18 protein-coding genes are annotated in these 19,380 nt (G+C 72.3%); 10 read left to right on the top strand and 8 right to left on the bottom strand.

From position 1 onward, the window contains the following. Positions 1-1,248: biotin/lipoyl-containing protein (locus AB0K17_RS28490; RefSeq protein WP_365984737.1), on the top strand; the 1,248-nt coding region annotated here is incomplete at its 5' end. Positions 1,249-1,360: 112 nt separating this feature from the next. Further along, entirely contained in the window at positions 1,361-1,948 is a 588-nt protein-coding gene (locus AB0K17_RS28485; protein ID WP_365984736.1) for a helix-turn-helix domain-containing protein, read from the top strand. A 203-nt stretch (positions 1,949-2,151) separates the two neighbouring features. On the opposite strand, the gene AB0K17_RS28480 is transcribed toward AB0K17_RS28485, so the two are convergent. Beyond that, the gene (locus AB0K17_RS28480; RefSeq protein ID WP_365984735.1) at positions 2,152-3,189 is read right to left on the bottom strand and encodes a DeoR/GlpR family DNA-binding transcription regulator; all 1,038 of its coding nucleotides are present in this window, start codon (positions 3,187-3,189) and stop codon (positions 2,152-2,154) included. A gap of 89 nt (positions 3,190-3,278) precedes the next feature. Continuing rightward, positions 3,279-4,727: an NAD(P)H-quinone dehydrogenase gene (locus AB0K17_RS28475; RefSeq protein ID WP_365969515.1), complete on the bottom strand. Its 1,449-nt coding sequence runs from the start codon at positions 4,725-4,727 to the stop codon at positions 3,279-3,281. A gap of 154 nt (positions 4,728-4,881) precedes the next feature. Between AB0K17_RS28475 and AB0K17_RS28470 the strand changes: the two genes are divergently transcribed. From AB0K17_RS28470 to AB0K17_RS28460, 3 genes are all read left to right on the top strand, one after another. Beyond that, positions 4,882-5,319 (top strand): gamma-glutamylcyclotransferase, encoded by a 438-nt coding sequence (locus AB0K17_RS28470; protein ID WP_344432850.1) that lies wholly within the window; start codon positions 4,882-4,884, stop codon positions 5,317-5,319. 112 nt (positions 5,320-5,431) lie between these two features. Further along, on the top strand, positions 5,432-6,253 hold the full coding sequence (locus AB0K17_RS28465) for a purine-nucleoside phosphorylase (RefSeq protein WP_344432848.1): 822 nt from the start codon (positions 5,432-5,434) through the stop codon (positions 6,251-6,253). Positions 6,254-6,614: 361 nt separating this feature from the next. Continuing rightward, positions 6,615-8,315, top strand: a complete 1,701-nt coding sequence (locus AB0K17_RS28460; protein ID WP_365984734.1) for a phospho-sugar mutase — start codon at positions 6,615-6,617, stop codon at positions 8,313-8,315. A gap of 259 nt (positions 8,316-8,574) precedes the next feature. On the opposite strand, the gene AB0K17_RS28455 is transcribed toward AB0K17_RS28460, so the two are convergent. The 4 genes from AB0K17_RS28455 to AB0K17_RS28440 form a co-directional block, all read right to left on the bottom strand. Further along, entirely contained in the window at positions 8,575-9,183 is a 609-nt protein-coding gene (locus AB0K17_RS28455; protein ID WP_365984733.1) for a PH domain-containing protein, read from the bottom strand. A gap of 53 nt (positions 9,184-9,236) precedes the next feature. Next, on the bottom strand, positions 9,237-9,872 hold the full coding sequence (locus AB0K17_RS28450) for a class F sortase (protein ID WP_365969511.1): 636 nt from the start codon (positions 9,870-9,872) through the stop codon (positions 9,237-9,239). Positions 9,873-9,949: 77 nt separating this feature from the next. Further along, a complete protein-coding gene (locus AB0K17_RS28445) occupies positions 9,950-11,071 on the bottom strand; it encodes a hypothetical protein (RefSeq protein WP_365984732.1) in 1,122 nt (373 codons plus the stop codon). A gap of 249 nt (positions 11,072-11,320) precedes the next feature. Then, the gene (locus tag AB0K17_RS28440) at positions 11,321-12,460 is read right to left on the bottom strand and encodes a hypothetical protein (RefSeq protein WP_365984731.1); all 1,140 of its coding nucleotides are present in this window, start codon (positions 12,458-12,460) and stop codon (positions 11,321-11,323) included. A 333-nt stretch (positions 12,461-12,793) separates the two neighbouring features. Here AB0K17_RS28440 and deoC point away from each other — a divergent pair, with 333 nt between their 5' ends. From deoC to AB0K17_RS28425, 3 genes are read left to right on the top strand one after another with little or no spacing between them, the layout of a single operon-like run. Continuing rightward, a complete protein-coding gene (deoC, locus tag AB0K17_RS28435; RefSeq protein WP_365969508.1) occupies positions 12,794-13,735 on the top strand; it encodes a deoxyribose-phosphate aldolase in 942 nt (313 codons plus the stop codon). A gap of 2 nt (positions 13,736-13,737) precedes the next feature. Next, complete coding sequence (locus AB0K17_RS28430; RefSeq protein WP_365969506.1) at positions 13,738-15,168, top strand: aldehyde dehydrogenase family protein; 1,431 nt, start codon at positions 13,738-13,740, stop codon at positions 15,166-15,168. Beyond that, entirely contained in the window at positions 15,161-16,045 is an 885-nt protein-coding gene (locus AB0K17_RS28425; protein WP_365969505.1) for an aldehyde dehydrogenase family protein, read from the top strand. Before AB0K17_RS28430 ends, AB0K17_RS28425 begins: the two co-directional genes overlap by 8 nt. A 68-nt stretch (positions 16,046-16,113) precedes the next feature. Here AB0K17_RS28425 and AB0K17_RS28420 read toward each other — a convergent pair whose 3' ends face one another. Continuing rightward, positions 16,114-16,674 (bottom strand): hypothetical protein, encoded by a 561-nt coding sequence (locus AB0K17_RS28420; protein ID WP_365984730.1) that lies wholly within the window; start codon positions 16,672-16,674, stop codon positions 16,114-16,116. A gap of 145 nt (positions 16,675-16,819) precedes the next feature. Here AB0K17_RS28420 and AB0K17_RS28415 point away from each other — a divergent pair, with 145 nt between their 5' ends. Further along, entirely contained in the window at positions 16,820-17,491 is a 672-nt protein-coding gene (locus AB0K17_RS28415) for an ATP-binding protein (protein ID WP_365969502.1), read from the top strand. Positions 17,492-17,617: 126 nt separating this feature from the next. Here the strand turns inward: AB0K17_RS28415 and AB0K17_RS28410 are convergent, their stop codons facing one another. Next, positions 17,618-18,385, bottom strand: a complete 768-nt coding sequence (locus AB0K17_RS28410; protein WP_365969501.1) for a SigE family RNA polymerase sigma factor — start codon at positions 18,383-18,385, stop codon at positions 17,618-17,620. A gap of 216 nt (positions 18,386-18,601) precedes the next feature. Here AB0K17_RS28410 and afsQ1 point away from each other — a divergent pair, with 216 nt between their 5' ends. Then, on the top strand, positions 18,602-19,282 hold the full coding sequence (afsQ1, locus tag AB0K17_RS28405) for a two-component system response regulator AfsQ1 (RefSeq protein WP_344432836.1): 681 nt from the start codon (positions 18,602-18,604) through the stop codon (positions 19,280-19,282). Positions 19,283-19,380 lie beyond the last annotated feature (98 nt).

Here is a 19,380-nt window from a genome sequence, read left to right as displayed (position 1 = left end):
CGGACCCTGGAAGAGGTCCCCGAGCTCTACGAATCCGCCGTCCGCGAAGCGGTGGCCGCCTTCGGCCGCGGCGAGTGCTTCGTCGAGCGCTACCTCGATCGCCCCCGCCACGTGGAAACGCAGTGTCTGGCGGACAAGCACGGCAACGTCGTGGTGGTCTCCACCCGCGACTGCTCCCTGCAGCGCCGCCACCAGAAACTCGTGGAGGAGGCTCCGGCGCCGTTCCTGTCCGAGGAACAGAACGCCGAGCTCTACCGCGCCTCCAAGGCCATCCTGCGCGAGGCCGGCTACGAAGGCGCCGGCACGTGCGAGTTCCTGGTCGGACAGGACGGCACGATCTCCTTCCTGGAGGTCAACACCCGCCTGCAGGTCGAACACCCCGTCACCGAGGAAGTCACCGGCCTGGACCTGGTACGGGAGATGTTCCGCATCGCCGACGGCGAGGCCCTGGGCTACGACGACCCGCCGCTGCGCGGGCACTCCTTCGAGTTCCGGATCAACGGCGAGGACCCGGGCCGCGGCTTCCTGCCCGCCCCCGGCACCGTCACCCGCTTCGAACCCCCCACCGGCCCCGGCATCCGCCTCGACGCCGGCGTCGAATCCGGCTCCGTGATCGGCCCGGCCTGGGACTCCCTGCTCGCCAAGCTGATCGTCACCGGCGCCACCCGCCAGCAGGCCCTGGAGCGGGCACGGCGGGCTCTGGCGGAGTTCACGGTCGAGGGCATGGCCACCGCCATCCCCTTCCACCGCGCCGTCGTCGCCGACCCCGCCTTCACCGACGACCCCTTCCACGTCCACACCCGCTGGATCGAAACCGAATTCGACAACCAGATCCCCCCGTATGCAGGAACAGCCGGCACGGAGGACGAGGACGGCGAAGGCGGCCGCGAGACCGTCGTGGTCGAGGTCGGCGGCAAACGCCTGGAAGTCTCCCTGCCCGCCTCCCTGGGCATGACCCTCGCCCGCACCGCCGCCGCCGGCGGCGCCAAGCCCAAACGCCGCGCCGCGAAGAAGTCCGGCTCCGCCCTGACCGGCGACACCCTCGCCTCCCCCATGCAAGGCACCATCGTCAAGGTCGCCGTGGAAGAGGGCCAGCAGGTCAACGAGGGCGACCTGATCGTCGTGCTGGAGGCGATGAAGATGGAGCAGCCCATCAACGCCCACCGCACCGGCACGATCAAGGGCATCACCGCCGAGGTCGGCGCCTCGGTCTCCTCGGGTGCCGCGATCTGCGAGATCAAGGACTGATCGCACCAGGTGACCACTGGGGCCCGGCCGAGGCATCGGCCGGGCCCCACTCGTTCGGCCCCACTGATGGCATCCTTGACCCCGCGGGGGCCGAGAGGGAGGACGGACGTACATGGCGACCGATACGGCGCGGACGTCACCACGACCGATGCGGGCGGACGCGCGACGGAACTACGAGCGGCTGCTCGCGGAGGCCCGTACGGCGTTCACCAAGCACGGCACGGACGCCTCGCTGGAGGACATCGCCAGGCGGGCCGGCGTCGGCATCGGCACCCTCTACCGGCACTTCCCCAACCGCACGGCGCTGATGAGCGCCGTCTTCCAGGGCGAGGTGGACGGGCTGCTGGCCCGCTCGCACGAGCTGCTGGCCTCCCCCGAGCCGTGCCGGGCCCTGGTCGCCTGGCTGCGGGCCATCGTGACGCACGCCAGCACCTACCGCGGCCTGTCCCGGGCCCTGATGGCCGCCCAGTCCGACAAGGCGTCCGCGATGACGCGGTGCAGCCTGCCCATGCGGGAGGCGGGCAGCGCGCTGCTCGCCCGGGCCCAGCAGGCGGGCGCCATCAGCCCGGACGTGGACATCGTCGACGTGATGCAGCTGACCAACGCCATCGCGCTGGCGGTCGAACAGTCCCCGGACGACCCGGAGTTGGCCGACCGCCTGCTCACGCTGACACTGCGCGGCCTGAAGGCCCGCCCCTGACACCCTCGCCGGGCCAGCGCCCCGCCAGGGGCGCGGGGAACTGCGCGATCAGCCACCGGCGGCCTGCAGCCGAGATGCCACCCCGGGGCCCGGGCGCAGCACGGCACTCCGTCCGCGGGCGCGTCGTGGCTTGTCGCGCAGTTCCCCGCGCCCCTGACGGGGCGCCGTCGTGACCGCATGACCAGGATCCGCCGGGCACGGCCTCAGCGGCGGCGCGGTGCCAGGTCGGCGACGCGTGCCGTCGCCTGGTCGCCCAGGGGTACGGCGCCGCGCAGCTGGGCTCCGGGCGGCGCGCCGCCCCCGGGGCCGGGCGGCTGCCCGTGGCCCAGCGGGAGGCTGCGGCGCTGGCCCGGCAGGGGCGGGACGTCGCGCCGGCGGGCCGGGGCGACCCCCGCGTCGCCGTGGCCGCCGCCCGTGGAGCCGTTGCCGGTGCCGTGGCCGGCCACGGAGATGTGCACGCCCTGGTCGGCCAGGGCCTGCAGCTCGGTGGCCGCGCGGTCGGCATGGGCGGGCGGCTCGTCGGTGACCAGGCGGGTGATCACGTCCGTGGGCACCGTCTGGAACATGGTGTCGGTGCCGAGCTTGGTGTGGTCTGCGAGCACCACGACCTCCGCCGCGGCCTGCACCAGCGCCCGGTCCACGCTCGCGGAGAGCATGTTGGACGTGGACAGCCCGCGCTCGGCGGTCAGCCCGCTGCCGGAGAGGAAGGCGCGGGAGACCCGCAGCCCCTGCAGGGACTGCTCGGCGCCGCTGCCGACCAGGGCGTAGTTCGAGCCTCTGAGCGTGCCGCCGGTCATCACGACCTCGACCCGGTTGGCATGGGCGAGGGCCTGGGCGACGAGCAGGGAGTTGGTCACCACGGTCAGGCCCGGCACCCGGGCGAGCCGGCGGGCCAGCTCCTGGGTGGTGGTACCCGCGCCGACGACGACGGCCTCGCCCTCCTCGACGAAGCTCGCCGCGAGATCGGCGATGGCCGTCTTCTCGGCGGTCGCTAGATGGGATTTCTGCGGGAAGCCGGACTCCCTGGTGAAACCGCCCGGCAGCACCGCACCGCCGTGCCGGCGGTCGAGCAGTCCTTCGGCCTCCAGCGCCCGCACGTCCCGCCGTACGGTCACTTCTGAGGTCTGGACGACGCGGGCGAGCTCACGGAGCGATACCGCTCCGTTGGCCCGCACCATTTCGAGGATCAATTGGCGACGTTCTGCAGCGAACACGAAACCGACAGTAACGCCAACGTCCATCTGTTTTCAGCAGGTTGCAGCAATTAACGGAAGTTGTCCGTGCCGCAACCCGCCCAGTGGTATGAGGAGTGAGGTCCCGGGGGTCCCGGCTACGCCTCCCGCTGCGTCTTCCTCGTGTGCAACTGCCGTGCCACCTCGGCGATCGAACCCGACAGCGACGGGTACACGGTGAACGCATTGGCGATCTGTTCGACTGTCAGATTGTTGTCGACCGCGATCGAGATCGGATGAATGAGCTCGCTCGCCCGCGGTGCCACCACGACACCACCGACGACGATGCCCGTACCGGGGCGGCAGAACATCTTCACGAATCCGTCGCGGATGCCCTGCATCTTCGCCCGGGGATTACGCAGCAGCGGAAGCTTGACGACCCGTGCGTCAATCAGACCGGCATCGACATCGGCCTGGGTGTACCCGACCGTCGCAATCTCCGGATCCGTAAATACGTTCGCGGATACCGTCTTGAGATTGAGCGGAGTCACTGCATCGCCCAGGAAGTGGTACATCGCGATCCGGCCCTGCATGGCCGCCACGGACGCCAGCGCGAAGACGCCGGTGCAGTCGCCGGCCGCGTACACGCCCGGCGCGGTGGTGCGCGAGACCTTGTCCGTCCAGATGTGCCCGGAGTCCTTCAGCCGGACCCCGGCCTCCTCCAGCCCGATGCCCGCGGTGTTGGGAATGGCGCCGACCGCCATCAGGCAGTGCGTACCGGTGATCACCCGGCCGTCGGCCAGCGTGACCTCCACCCGGTCGCCCACCCGCTTGGCGGACTGCGCCCGGGAGCGCGCCATCACGTTCATGCCGCGGCGCCGGAAGACGTCCTCCAGCACGGCCGCGGCGTCCGGGTCCTCGCCCGGCAGCACCCGGTCGCGGCTGGAGACCAGCGTCACCTTCGAGCCCAGCGCCTGGTAGGCGCCCGCGAACTCGGCACCGGTCACACCGGAGCCCACCACGATGAGCTCCTCGGGGAGCTCGTCGAGGTCGTAGACCTGCGTCCAGTTCAGGATGCGCTCGCCGTCGGGCAGCGCGTCCGGGATCTCCCGCGGGTGCCCGCCCGTCGCGATCAGCACCGCGTCGGCGACCAGCGTCTCCTCCGAGCCGTCCGCCGCGCGCACCACGACCCGCCGGGAGCCGTCCGCCGCCTGCTCCCCCTCCAGCCGGCCGCGACCGCGCAGCACGCGACCGCCCGCACGGGTGACGGAGGCGGTGATGTCGTGCGACTGGGCCAGCGCCAGGCGCTTCACGCGGCGGTTGACCTTGCCCAGGTCCACGCCGACCACTCCGGCGGCCCGCTCCAGCGGCGGCGTGTCGTCGGCGACGATGATCCCCAGCTCCTCGTACGAGGAGTCGAAGGTCGTCATCACCTCGGCCGTCGCGATGAGAGTCTTCGAGGGCACGCAGTCGGTCAGCACCGACGCCCCGCCCAGACCGTCGCAGTCGACGACGGTCACCTCCGCGCCGAGCTGGGCGGCCACCAGGGCCGCCTCGTAGCCGCCGGGTCCGCCACCGATGATCACGATCCGAGTCACGTACTCCATTGTCCCGCACCCATCAAAGCGGCTCCTTCCGGGGGCTCCCCCTTGCCGGATCGCCCGCCGATCCGTGCGAGCTTCGGCGAAAAGTTCCACGCGAACCCTCTTCGAGGTTGCCACCCCAAATGCCGTTCCGCCTCACTCCCGTACTCTCGGAACCATGTCGCTCTACGCCGCTTACGCCGGCAACCTCGACGCGCGGCTGATGTCCCGCCGCGCCCCGCACTCGCCGCTGCGCGGCACGGGCTGGCTCAACGGCTGGCGGCTCACCTTCGGCGGCGAGCAGATGGGCTGGGAGGGCGCCCTGGCCACCATCGTCGAGGACCCCGCCTCCCAGGTCTTCGTGGCCCTCTACGACATCGCTCCGATGGACGAGGAGTCGATGGACCGTTGGGAGGGCGTCGGCATGGAGGTCTACCGCCGCATGCGTGTGAGGGTGCACACTCTCGACGGCGAGGAGGCGGCCTGGGCCTACGTGCTCAACGGCTACGAGGGCGGCCTGCCCTCCGCCCGCTACCTCGGCGAGATCGCCGACGCCGCGGAATCCGCCGGGGCGCCGCACGACTACGTCATGGAGATCCGCAAGCGCCCGTGCTGATCGTGTGCCCAGCGTGACGGCCTCATTTCGTCACAAAACACAAAGCAACAATCGGGATACCGTCACCTGAGACATCTACGCGCGTAGGCGTCGACCGGTTACCCTCGTCCGCGTGAACGCTTCGCTTACCCCCGACATCCAGGCCGACCCGTACGCCGCCGCCGACGCCGCCGCCGCCCGCCTGCGCGAGCTCACGGGCGCCGAGACCCACGACGTCGCCCTGGTCATGGGCTCCGGCTGGGTTCCCGCCACCGAGGCCCTCGGTGCCCCCGAGATCGAGTTCCCGGTCACCGAGCTGCCGGGCTTCTCGGCCGCCGCCGTCGCGGGCCACGCGGGCACCGTCCGGTCGTACAAGATCAACGACAAGCGCGCCCTGGTCTTCCTCGGCCGCACCCACTACTACGAGGGCCGCGGCGTCGCCGCCGTCGTCCACGGCGTGCGCACCTCCGTCGCCGCCGGCTGCAAGACCGTCGTCCTCACCAACGGCTGCGGCGGCCTGCGCGACGGCATGCGCCCCGGCCAGCCGGTGCTGATCAGCGACCACATCAACATGACGGCGACCTCGCCGATCGTCGGCGCCAACTTCGTCGACCTCACCGACCTGTACTCGCCGCGCCTGCGCGCGCTGTGCAAGGAGGTGGACGAGACCCTCGAGGAGGGCGTCTACGTCCAGCTCCCCGGCCCGCACTACGAGACCCCGGCCGAGATCAAGATGGTCCGCACCCTCGGCGGCGACCTCGTGGGCATGTCCACCACGCTGGAAGCCATCGCGGCCCGCGAGGCCGGTGCCGAGGTCCTCGGCATCTCCCTGGTCACGAACCTGGCCGCGGGCATGACCGGCGAGCCCCTCAACCACGAGGAAGTCCTGCAGGCCGGCCGCGACTCGGCTGCGCGCATGGGCTCCCTGCTCGCGCAGGTCCTGCCGAAGCTCTGACCTTCCCGGTCACCCATCCCGTGCCGGGGGCGCCTTCGCCTCCGGCGCGGGGCGTTTTCGGCTGCGGCGCCGTCGGGTGCACGCGCCTTCGGCGCGTGACGCGCCCGCCCACCCGCCCGATCACCCGGAAGCGCCCAGCCGCCGTCAGCCGCCCGACCGCGGGAGGGGGCGGGGCGGGACGGGCCCCGGCAGGGGGCGTAAGGGTTATTTGCGGCGGCGTTCGGGGCAACCTGAACGGCTGACCGTTGCCGTAAATAATCCAGCCCCCAGAGGGGCCCGTCCCGCCCCGGCCCCGACGCACCGCGCACATGCGCACCCGCACCGCAGGCGCACCGCACCCCGAAACCTCCGGAGGAAAGACGTGGAGCGAGACGACCTCATCGCCCAGGCCAGGACCTGGCTCGCCGAGGACCCCGACCCCGAGACCCGCGACGAGCTCGCGGCGCTCATCGAAGCCGGCGACCTCGCCGAGCTCGGCGCCCGCTTCGCCGGCACCCTGCAGTTCGGCACCGCCGGCCTGCGCGGTGAGCTCGGCGCCGGCCCGATGCGCATGAACCGCGCCGTCGTCATTCGCGCCGCCGCGGGTCTCGCCGCGTACCTCAAGAAGCAGGGCCACGGCGAGGGCACCGTCGTCATCGGCTACGACGCCCGCTACAAGTCCGCGGACTTCGCCCGCGACACCGCCGCCGTGATGGTGGGCGCCGGCCTGAAGGCCGCGCTGCTGCCGAAGCCGCTGCCGACGCCCGTCCTGGCCTTCGCCATCCGCCACCTCGGCGCCGTGGCCGGCATCGAGGTCACGGCCAGCCACAACCCGCCGCGCGACAACGGCTACAAGGTCTACCTCGGCGACGGCTCGCAGATCGTGCCGCCGGCCGACGCCGGCATCGCCGCCGAGATCGCGGCCATCGCCTCGCTGAACGACGTGCCGCGCGCCGAGTCCGGCTGGGAGACGCTGAGCGAGGACGACGTCGTCGGCGCCTACCTCGCCCGTACCGACGCCGTCCTGACCGGTGGCTCGCCGCGCGACGCGCGCGTCGTCTACACGCCGATGCACGGCGTCGGCCGCGACGTGCTGACCGCCGCGTTCGCCCGCGCCGGCTTCCCGGCGCCGACCGTGGTCGCCGCGCAGGCCGAGCCCGACCCGGACTTCCCGACGGTGGCCTTCCCCAACCCGGAGGAGCCGGGCGCGATGGACCTGGCCTTCGCCACCGCCCGCGAGGCCGCGGCGCGCGGCGAGACGCCCGACATCATCATCGCCAACGACCCCGACGCCGACCGCTGCGCGGTGGCCGTCCCGGCCCCGGACACGGTCGAGGGCTGGCGCATGCTGCGCGGCGACGAGGTGGGCGCGCTGCTGGCCACGCACCTGGTGCACAAGAGCGCCCGCGGCACGTTCGCGACGACGATCGTCTCGTCGTCGCTGCTGTCGCGCATCGCGGCCGCCGCGGCCGGGGCGGGCTACGAGGAGACGCTCACCGGCTTCAAGTGGCTCTCCCGCGTGGACGGTCTGCGCTACGCCTACGAGGAGGCGCTGGGCTACTGCGTCGACCCCGAGGGCGTGCGCGACAAGGACGGCATCACCGCCGCGCTGCTGGTGGCGGAGCTGACGGCGGAGCTCAAGGCGTCCGGGCGGACGCTGAGCGACCTGCTGGACGACCTCGCGGTCGAGCACGGCCTGCACGCCACGGACCAGCTGTCGGTGCGCGTCGAGGACCTGTCCCTGATCGCCTCCGCGATGCGGACGCTGCGCGAGCAGCCGCCGGCGGTGCTGGCCGGGCTGCACGTGGTCTCGGCGGAGGACCTCACGAAGGGCACCGAGTCCCTGCCGCCGACCGACGGCCTGCGGTACGCCCTGGCGGGCGACGAGGCGGGCGACGAGGCGGGCAACGTGGCGGGTGCCCGGGTGATCGTGCGGCCGAGCGGCACGGAGCCGAAGCTGAAGTGCTACCTGGAGGTCGTGGTGCCGGTCGCCTCGGCGGCGGACCTCGGTGACGCGCGGCGCCGGGCGGACGAGGTGCTGGCGGGGCTGAAGACGGACATGGCGCGGGCCGCGGGCATCTGACGCGGACGCGCTGGCGCGCCCAGCGGATGCGGGGCCCTGCGGGCGGCTGAGCCCCGTAGGGCCTGTCCGGCAGATCTGCGTCATGCAGCACCACGGCGCCCCGCAGGGGCGCGGGGAACTGCGCGCTCAGCCACCGACGGCCTGCAGCCGAGGCACAGCACCAGGGGTCCGGTGCACGGCCCCGGGAACCTCGACTGCGGGAGCGTCGTGGCTGATCGCGCAGTTCCCCGCGCCCCTGCGGGGCGCCGAAGCCGTCCGCTCAGCCCACCGCGGCGAGCGCGCAGAGCAGCACCAGGCCCACCGCAGCGGGCGCGATGACCTCGTACGCCCAGCGCACCGAGGGCACCCCCTCCCGCGAGGCGCCCCGCTCCGCGAGCTCGCGGAGGTCGTCGATCGCCTGGTCGGAGGGCGCCCGCAGCGGCGCGGCCGTCACCGACGCCCGTCCCGTCACATCGGTGGCCGCATCCCGCGCCGCCGTGCGCGCAGCACGCTTGCGCTGGCGCAAGGAAACAGGGATGGCCCACAGCTGGTACTTCGTACCGCCGGCGAACACCTCGCTGGAGTAACCGGCCCGCACCCCCTCGACGCACCCCCACGGCAGCGTGATCGTGCGGAAGGGGTTGCGGATGAGCAGGCGCTCCGTACCGGCCCACACGGCGGGACGCAGCGTGAAGGCGATGATCAGCGGCACCACGAAGATGAGGGCCGCGAGCGCGAGCCACGGCGTGTTGCCGGTGCCGCGCAGCATCGCGTCGCCGCCCAGCCAGGCGGCCAGGCCGAGCAGCAGGATGCCGCCGGCGATGCCCGCGGGCGAGCGGTAGGAGCGCTCGGCGACGTCCGGGGCCTGGGGGGAGCTGGAGCTGGTCATGGGGCCGATTCTGCCCGACGGCAGGCAGGGCGGACGTTGCGGTAAGGCAACGGCTAGGACGTGGCCTTCGTCGTCGCGGTCAGGTCGGCGTAGATGACGATGTTGTCGGGCCGGTGCCCGTCGCGCAGGTCGCCGCCGCAGGTGATGATGCGCAGTTCGGGGCGGGTGGTGTTGCCGTACACCTTCTGCGTGGGGAAGTTCTTCTTGTCGACCTGCTGCAGCTCGCGGACGGTGAAGGTGGCCGTGGAGCCGTCGGCGCGGGTGACGACGACGGGGTCGCCGGCCTTGATGCGGGCGACGTCCTTGAGGACGGCGGGGCCCTCGGCGGTGTCGTAGTGGCCGATGAGCACGGCCGGCCCGGTCTCCCCGGGCGTGACGCCCTTGTCGTACCAGCCGATGCGGTCGGCCTGGGCGACGGAGGGCACCTCGACGGTGCCGTCGTCGGTGAGTCCGAGGTCGAGGATGGGGCTCGCGTCGACGCCGGCCGCGGGCACCCGGACGCGTACGGGCTTGGAGGCGGCGAGGGCGGCGACGTCCGAGGCGGGCCGGGCCGCCGTGGTCGCCGCGACGTGGGCGCCGGCCTTGGGCACGTCGGAGCCGCCGCAGGCGGCGAGTCCGCCGCCGAGGGCGGCGACGAGCAGCCCGGCCGTGGCGACCCGCCGGGCGCGGGAGCGGGAGAGCAGCGTCATGCGGGGGCTCCTGTCGGGCACGAAGGGCGGGCCGCCCGTTGATGGGGCGGCCCGCCTCGGGGTCCTGATGGTGCGGATCAGACGGCGGAGCGGTCCGCGCGGCGGCGCAGGACGGCGAACGCCACACCGGCGGCGCTGACCGAGGCGAGGGCGCCACCGGCGGCGAGCAGCGCGGTGTCGTTGCCCTCGCGCACACCCTCCGCACCGGCGGCGACACCGCCCTGCGGCATGACCTTGGTCTGGGCGGCGGCCGAGACCACGCCGGTGGTGCCGCCGTTGGCCTTCACACCGGTCGCACCGGCGGCGGTGCTGCCGCCCGTGGCCTTGGCCGGGAAGGCGTACGCCTTGCCGTTCACGAGCAGGACGGGGTGGGGGCCGTCGACGCCCTCCAGGCTCAGGTTCAGGCCCTCGACCGTTTCGCTGACGTTGTCGCGGTTGAGCAGCGCGGCCACGTGCTGGATGTACGGGTCACCCGGCTTCCAGTCCGGGCCGACGTTGCGGATCCAGGCCTCGGCGCTGCCGTTGGCCGGGTCGTAACGGAGGACCGCGACCAGGCCCTTGCCGATGGAGACCGCCGTGCCCTCGAACCGGCCGGCACCGCTCTTGTTCTTCTGCGCGGAGGTGCCGTCGCCCTGGCCCTGGGAGGAGGCCGTCAGGCGCGAGGTGAGCTCGCCCGTGGTGGCGTCGAAGGTGACCACCATGGTGCCGATCTGCCGGATGACGACGCCGCGGGCGCCCTTGATGACGATGCGCTCGCCCTTGTGGACGATCTCCAGGTTGTAGGCCCCGCGGGCGGACTGGTAGACGTTCCCGCTGCTTCCGTCGCGCAGCTGCGCCACGAACCGCCAGGTGCCGAGCTCGTTGGCCTCCGCGTCACCGTTCTTGCCGTCCGCCGGCCTGCTCGCCGACGGCGCAGCGCTCGGGCTCGCCTTGCCCGTCTCCTTGCCGTCCTTCGCGGGAGCGCTCGGCACGGGAGCGCTCGGCTTGGCCGAGGGCTGGGTGCCGGTGGTCGGCGCCGTCGACGCCGTCGGAACCGTCGGCTCGGCCGGCTTCGTCGGCTTCGCCGCGGGGACGGTCGGCGTGGAGGCGCCCGGGTCCATGGCGAAGGCGGCAGCGGCCGGCGCCAGGACGGCGGAGGCGAGTGCGGCGGAGGTGATGGCGACGCGCAGGGCGTGACGGCGACGCGGGGACTTGGACATGCTGGACTCCTGGCTGGTCGGGCCTGGTCGGTGGGAAGTTCGCATGCCGCTTCCCTCTTGATTCGGATGAGCCGGAGAGGTCGGGCGGAGCTGCTGAAGAAAACATTAACGATCATCTGTGATCGGTCTTTCGGGTTTTTGTCACGGAACATCAACAGCGATCGGCCGAAACCGACCAAGTTCGGCGCGGACAACGCGAAGCGGGCCGCTGTCCGAGGACAGCGGCCCGCTCACAGGGGTTCAGGAGGTTCAGGAGTTGGCGCCCACGGCGGCCCGGCGGCGGTACAGCACCGCGAAGCCGAGCCCGGCCGCGCCGGCAGCGGCCAGCGCACCGCCGCCCGCGAGGAGGGCGGTGTCGTCGCCCTGGCCGACACCCTCCGCACCGGCGGCGACGCCGCCCTGCGGGGTGACCTTGGTCTGGGCCCCGGCGGCCGACACGGTGCCGGTGCTGCCACCGTTGGCCTTGGCGCCGGTGGCGGTGCCGGCGGTGCCGGTGTCACAGCCGGCGGGGAGGGCCGGGAAGTCGTAGGTCGAGGCCGGCATGCCGCCGCCCTGCAGCTTCACCCACAGCTTCGGGTGCGAGGTGGAGGCGTCGATGATCTTGAAGCTGCTGCCTTGCTGCGGGTGCTTGCGGTCGAGCCAGCCCCCGAACTGCTCGCCGTCGTGGTCCTTGAAGCCGGCCTTCGGACCCTCCTGGTCGTTCATGAGGACAGCGGTGGCGTCGGGGCCGACGACGACCTCCTTGACCACCCGGCACCGGGCGGCCTCCTCGCCGGCCTTGGTGACGGGACCCTGGCCGCCGCCGCCCCTGCCGTTGCCGGCCTTGTCGGTCCAGGCGATGACTTCGCCGTCGGTGGCACGCAGCCGGATGATCTGACCCTTGTACTCGCCGAAGCCGTCCTTGCCGTCGGCGACGATGGTCTCGACGACCGTGCTGTTCGTCTCGCTGGGCGAGACCTTGGCGATGTAGTGGTTGGACCCGAGCTTGTAAACACGGACCACCGCCCCGTTGGCCAGCATCTCCGTGCCGACCTGCGTCCCCGCGCTCGACTTCGGATCAGCCTTGCCCGTTTCCCTGCCGCCCTGCGACGGCGTCGTCGGCTCGCCCTTCGCCGGCGCGCTCGGCTGCGCCCCGGTGGTTGGCGCGGTGGGCGCGGTGGGCGCGGTCGAGGCCGGCGCCGTGGGGTCCGCCGGCTTCGTCGGCGCGGGGAGCGTCGGCTGGGCCGGCTTCGTGGCCGGGGCGCTGGGGACCGGCGAGGGCGCCGCCGGGTCCATGGCGAACGCGGCGGTCGCCGGTGCCAGGACGGCGGAGGCGAGCGCGGCGGAGGTGAGGGCTACGCGGACCGCGGCGGCGGTACGGCGGCGGCGCTGGGGAACAAAAGCTGACATGCTGGACTCCTGGCTGGTCGGGCCTGGTCGATTGGGATTCGCATGCCGCTTCCCTCGCTTCGGGTGGGGCCGGAGAGGTCGGGCGGTTCTGCTGAGAACTACGTTATGGATCGGTTGTGATCGGACTTTCCGTCTTTTGTCACTGAACATCGACAGGAAGTGGAAGCAATCGCGCCGCAACCTGATCGGACATCGATCAAGAGCCGATCAAATGTCGATCAAGGGCAGGGGGATGACATGCGCTACGCGCGTAGATATGCTCATCTGGTGACCACGCAGGCTCAAACAACAGTCCCCTCATCCGGCAACGAAGCCGCTGAGCGACTGGCATCGATGGCGGACGTCACCGCCTCCGACGCCGCGCTGCGCCGCTTCCTGCACGGCCTTCCGGGCGTCGACCCGGTCGGGCTGGAGGCCCGCGCCGCGGCGCTGGGCACGCGCTCGATCAAGACGACGGCGAAGGCGTACGCCATCGACCTGGCGATCTCGATGATCGACCTGACGACCCTGGAGGGCGCGGACACCCCGGGCAAGGTCCGGGCGCTGGCCGCCAAGGCCCTCAACCCCGACCCGACCGACCGCGGCACCCCCCGCACGGCCGCCGTCTGCGTCTACCCCGACATGGTGGCCACCGCGGCCGAGGCCGTGCGCGGTTCGGACGTGAAGGTGGCCTCCGTCGCGACCGCCTTCCCCGCGGGCCGTGCGGCCCTGCCGGTGAAGCTGGCCGACACCCGGGACGCGGTCGCCGCCGGGGCGCACGAGATCGACATGGTGATCGACCGCGGTGCGTTCCTCTCCGGCCACTACCTGAAGGTCTTCGAGGAGATCAAGGCCGTCAAGGACGCCTGCCGGCGCGAGGACGGCTCCGCCGCCCGCCTGAAGGTCATCTTCGAGACCGGCGAGCTGTCGACGTACGACAACATCCGCCGCGCCTCCTGGCTGGGCATGCTGGCCGGTGCCGACTTCATCAAGACCTCGACCGGCAAGGTGGCCGTCAACGCCACCCCGGCGAACACGCTGCTGATGCTGGAGGCCGTGCGCGACTTCCGCGACGCCACCGGCGTCCAGGTCGGTGTGAAGCCGGCCGGCGGCATCCGCACCACCAAGGACGCGCTCAAGTTCCTGGTGCTGGTGAACGAGACCGTCGGCGAGGAGTGGCTGACCAACGAGTGGTTCCGTTTCGGGGCCTCCAGCCTGCTCAACGACCTGCTGATGCAGCGCCAGAAGCTGAGCACCGGGCGCTACTCCGGTCCCGACTACGTGACGGTGGACTGACCATGGCTTTTGAATACGCACCGGCGCCCGAGTCGCGCGCGGTCGTCGACATCGCCCCGTCCTACGGGCTGTTCATCGACGGCGAGTTCCGCGAGGCGTCCGACGGCAAGGTCTTCAAGACCGTCTCGCCGTCGACCGAGGAGGTCCTCTCCGAGGTCGCGCAGGCGTCCGCCGAGGACGTCGACGCGGCGGTGAAGGCCGCCCGCAAGGCGTTCGAGAAGTGGTCGGCGCTGCCGGGCTCCGAGCGCGCCAAGTACCTCTTCCGGATCGCCCGGATCATCCAGGAGCGCTCCCGCGAGCTGGCCGTCCTGGAGACGCTCGACAACGGCAAGCCGATCAAGGAGACCCGCGACGCGGACCTCCCGCTGGTCGCCGCGCACTTCTTCTACTACGCGGGCTGGGCCGACAAGCTGGAGCACGCCGGTTTCGGGCCGAACCCGAAGCCGCTGGGTGTCGCCGGCCAGGTCATCCCGTGGAACTTCCCGCTGCTGATGCTGGCGTGGAAGATCGCCCCGGCGCTGGCCGCGGGCAACACGGTCGTGCTCAAGCCCGCCGAGACCACGCCGCTGTCGGCGCTGTTCTTCGCGGACATCTGCCGTCAGGCGGGCCTGCCGAAGGGTGTCGTCAACATCCTCACAGGCGACGGCTCGACCGGGGCCGCGCTCGTCGGGCACGAGGGCGTCGACAAGGTGGCCTTCACCGGCTCGACCGCGGTCGGCAAGCAGATCGCCCGTACCGTCGCCGGTACGGACAAGAAGCTGACCCTGGAGCTGGGCGGCAAGGGCGCCAACATCGTCTTCGACGACGCGCCGATCGACCAGGCGGTCGAGGGCATCGTCAACGGCATCTTCTTCAACCAGGGCCAGGTCTGCTGCGCCGGCTCCCGCCTGCTCGTCCAGGAGTCGATCCAGGACGAGCTGCTGGACGCCCTCAAGCGCCGCATGTCCACCCTGCGCGTGGGCGACCCGCTCGACAAGAACACCGACGTCGGTGCGATCAACTCCGCCGAGCAGCTGGCCCGGATCACCGAGCTGGCCGACAGCGGCGTCGCCGAGGGCGCCGAGCGCTGGGCCCCGGCGTGCGAGCTGCCGGGCAACGGCTACTGGTTCGCCCCGACGCTCTTCACGAACGTCACCCAGGCGCACCGCATCGCCCGCGAGGAGATCTTCGGCCCGGTGCTGTCCGTGCTGTCCTTCCGTACGCCCGCCGAGGCCGTCGCGAAGGCCAACAACAGCCAGTACGGGCTGTCGGCGGGCATCTGGACGGAGAAGGGCTCGCGCATGCTGGCGGTCGCCGACAAGCTGCGTGCGGGCGTCGTCTGGGCCAACACGTTCAACAAGTTCGATCCGACTTCGCCGTTCGGTGGGTACAAGGAGTCGGGCTTCGGTCGCGAGGGCGGCCGGCACGGTCTGGAGGCCTACCTCGATGTCTGATCGGCTCAGTGTCTTCAAGACCTACAAGCTGTTCGTCGGGGGCAAGTTCCCCCGGTCCGAGAGCGGGCGGGTGTACGAGGTGACCGACTCGAAGGGCAACTGGCTCGCCAACGCCCCGCTGTCCTCGCGCAAGGACGCCCGGGACGCCGTCGTCGCGGCCCGCAAGGCCGTCGGCGCCTGGTCGGGCGCGACCGCGTACAACCGTGGTCAGGTCCTCTACCGCGTCGCCGAGATGCTGGAGGGCCGCCGCGACCAGTTCGTCGCCGAGGTCGCCGACGCCGAGGGCCTGTCGAAGGCCAAGGCCGCGGCCCAGGTGGACGCCGCGATCGACCGCTGGGTCTGGTACGCCGGGTGGACCGACAAGATCGCCCAGATCGCCGGGGGCGCCAACCCCGTCGCCGGGCCGTTCTTCAACGTCTCCGCCCCCGAGCCGACCGGTGTGGTGGCCGTCGTGGCGCCGCAGGACTCCTCGTTCCTGGGCCTGGTCTCCGTGATCGCCCCGGTGATCGCCGGCGGCAACACGGTGGTCGTCGTCGCCTCCGAGAAGGCGCCGCTGCCCGCGCTGTCGCTGGGCGAGGTGCTGGCCACGTCCGACGTGCCCGGTGGCGTCGTCAACGTCCTGTCCGGCAAGGCCGCGGAGATCTTCCCGTCGCTCGCCGCGCACCAGGACGTCAACGCGATCGACCTGGCCGGTGCCGACGCCGCCCTGGCGAAGGAGCTGGAGGTCGCCGCCGCGGACAACCTCAAGCGCGTCGTCCGTCCACAGGCTGTGGACTGGTCCGCCGACCCGGGCACCAAGCGCCTGCTGGCCTTCCTGGAGACGAAGACCGTCTGGCACCCCACGGGTTCGCTGGGCGCGGGCGGTTCGTCCTACTGACGCCCCTCGTACGACGGCGGTGGCGGCTTCCCCGGAAGCCGCCACCGCCGTTGTCGTACGCGCCCGTCTCAGCCGATGAGGCCCTTGCCGGGCGGGCCGAAGAGAGCCGGCCCCTGCCCCTGGTCCTGGCCCTCGCCCTGACCCTGACCCGGGCCCTGACCCGGGCCCTGGCCCTGGGGCGCGTCACCGGTGCTCAGCGGGCCGATGCTGTTGTTGCCGAGCGGGCCGACCCGGCCCGTACCGTCCGCGCCGGCCGGGGCGTTCGCGCCCGGTAGCGCGCCCAGGACCTGGCCGACCACCGGCAGGTCACCGAGCTGACCGCGCTTGGTGAGGGGCGAGGTCAGCATGTCGGTGCCGACCGGCTTGAAGTCGGCGACCTGGGTACGGGCGCCGTTGTTGAGCGGGTCCACGGGCGTGGCGGCGAGCGGGTTGAACTTGAAGGTCTTGATCACCGGCGACAGACCCTCCACCGACTTCTCCAGCCCGATGCGGGTGCCCATGAGAGCCGCCCCGAGGTCCGTGCGCCCCAGGGTGGCGGTGGGCGGCTGGGGCTGGGCACTCGCCTGCGCCGCGCCGCCCGCCGCGAGCGCCGCGCCCGCGGAGACGGTCAGCCCGACACGCATCAGCACGCGGCGGCGCGGGGGCGGGGGGACAGCGGTGCGTGCGTGACGTGCGTGGGAGGCCATGGTCACCTGCCGTGAGAAGGATCGGATCGACAACGCAACGTAGTGGACAGGTCACTTACCGCGCACGCCCGACCCGGGGGGATCCCCCATGCGGCCGAATGCCTCACACTGGTATCCCGTGACCTCCCTCCTGTCCTCCGCGCGCGTCATCCTGCTCACCGGGCCCTCGGGCTCCGGCAAGTCGTCCCTCGCCGCCCGCACCGGGCTGCCCGTGCTCAACCTAGACGACTTCTACAAGGAGGGGCACGACCCCACGCTGCCCCTGCTCGCCGACGGCAGCGGTACGGACTGGGACTCGCCGCTGTCGTGGGACGCGGACGCCGCCGTCGCGGCCATCGACGCCCTGTGCCGCACCGCCCGTACGACGGTGCCGGTGTACGACATCTCGACGAGCTCGCGCGTGGCCGAGGGCGTGCTGGACATCGGCCGGACGCCGGTGTTCATAGCCGAGGGCATCTTCGCCGCCGACATCATCGAGCGCTGCCGCGAGCTGGGCCACCTCGCCGACGCGCTGTGCCTGCGGGGACGGCCGTCGACGACGTTCCGCCGCCGTCTGATGCGCGACCTGAGCGAGGCCCGCAAGCCGGTGCCGGTGCTCATCCGGCGCGGCCTGCGCCTGATGCGCGCCGAACGCGGCATCGTGGCCCGCCAGACGGCCCTGGGCGCCTTCGCCTGCGGCCGCGACACGGCGATGGGCCGCATCGCCGCCGCGGCGGCCGGCCGCCGCGAGGACGTCCGCGCCCAGCCGTCGGCGGCGTAGGGCGCCCGTTGGGGCGCCCCGTAGGGGCGCGCCGTGTTGCCCGTGGGCACGAACGCACGGAAGCGGGTCCGGCAATCCCCCCGGCTGCCGGCCCGCTTCCGTCTCCCCCGTGTTCCCCCCCTCGGCTCAGGCCACGAGTTCCCCGAAGGACTCGCGTACCCCCCGGCCCTTGCCGATGGCCTCGTCGTCGCGCAGGCGACGCAGCGAGCGCCAGATGCTGCTCTTGACGGTGCCGACGCTGATGTCGAGAATCTCCGCGATCTCCGGGTCCGTGCGGCCCTCGTAGTAGCGCAGGACGAGCATGGTGCGCTGGAGTTCGGGCAGGCGGGCCAGGGCCTGCCACAGGACGGCGCGGAGTTCGGTGCCGCGCATGGCGTCGCTCTCGCCGGCCGTCTCGGGCAGTTCCTCGGTCGGGTACTCGTTGAGCTTGCGGCGGCGCCAGGCGCTGATGTGCAGGTTGGTCATCGTGCGGCGCAGGTAGCCGCCGATGGCCGCCTTGTCGGAGATGCGGTCCCAGGCGCGGTAGGTGGAGAACAGGGCGCTCTGCAGCAGGTCCTCGGCCTCGTACCGGTCGCCGGTCAGGTGGTAGGCGGTGGCGTACAGCGCAGCGCGGCGTTCCTGGACATAAGCGGTGAAGGCGGCCTCGGCGGACTCGCTGCTCTGGCGCGACACGCCGGTGTGCTCCGTCGTCGCGGCCGCGGGGGCGCCCCCCGCGCCCGGCGCGGCCTCGCCGTACGTGATCGCGTCGACCGCGATCATGTACGGCGGACGGATGCGTCCGGTGCCGCGAGCGCACCCCCGCCCGCCCACGGCACCGGACATCTCGGTGCTCCGTCCGGCGTCGTGCAGGCGCGTGCGAACTGCGCTGGTCGCGGTGCTGTGCAGTGTGTTCATCTCGCGCCCCCCGTCGGTGGAGCCAACTCGGTCCGGCAGTGACCGGACGTCGGTGGTGCCCGGTGGACATCAGCCTGCCGGGCCAGTTTCATGGCGCTGTCCGCCGACTGTCACAGCCCTGCAACAGCCTCGGCGCGCGGCGTTGCGCAGGTCCCCGGAGGCCGCCGCGGTGTCCTCGGTCGAACTACCGGCCACTCTTGGGCCAGAATGACCACTGTGCCTTTCCTGTTGCTGATCGAGGACGACGACGCCATCCGCACGGCTCTGGAGTTCTCCCTGTCCCGCCAGGGTCACCGCGTGGTGACCGCGGCGTCGGGCGAGGACGGTCTGAAGATGCTGCGCGAGCAGCGGCCCGACCTTGTCGTGCTGGATGTGATGCTGCCGGGCATCGACGGCTTCGAGGTGTGCCGGCGCATCCGACGGACCGACCAGTTGCCGATCATCCTGCTGACCGCGCGCAGCGATGACATCGACGTGGTGGTGGGTCTGGAGTCCGGTGCGGACGACTACGTCGTCAAGCCCGTGCAGGGCCGGGTGCTGGACGCCCGGATCCGGGCGGTGCTGCGCCGGGGGGAGCGGGAGTCGAGCGATTCGGCGGCGTTCGGTTCGCTGGTCATCGACCGGTCGGCGATGACGGTGACGAAGAACGGCCAGGATCTGCAGCTGACCCCGACCGAGCTGCGGCTGCTGCTGGAGCTCAGCCGCCGGCCGGGGCAGGCGCTGTCACGCCAGCAGTTGCTGCGGCTGGTGTGGGAGCACGACTACCTCGGCGACTCCCGGCTGGTGGACGCCTGTGTGCAGCGGCTGCGCGCGAAGGTGGAGGACGTGCCGTCCTCGCCCACCCTGATCCGTACGGTCCGCGGCGTGGGCTACCGGCTGGACGCCCCGCAGCAGTGACCCCGCAGCAGTGATCCGGCAGCAGTGATCCGGCGGTGCCGCGCCGTGCACGCGCGACGCACGACTTCGAACGAACACGAGGACTGAGAGCACACAGT

This window comes from Streptomyces sp. NPDC049585, from assembly GCF_040675615.1.
Classification (GTDB): Bacteria; Actinomycetota; Actinomycetes; order Streptomycetales; family Streptomycetaceae; genus Streptomyces; species Streptomyces luteosporeus.
This window is presented reverse-complemented; position numbering and strand designations above follow the sequence as displayed.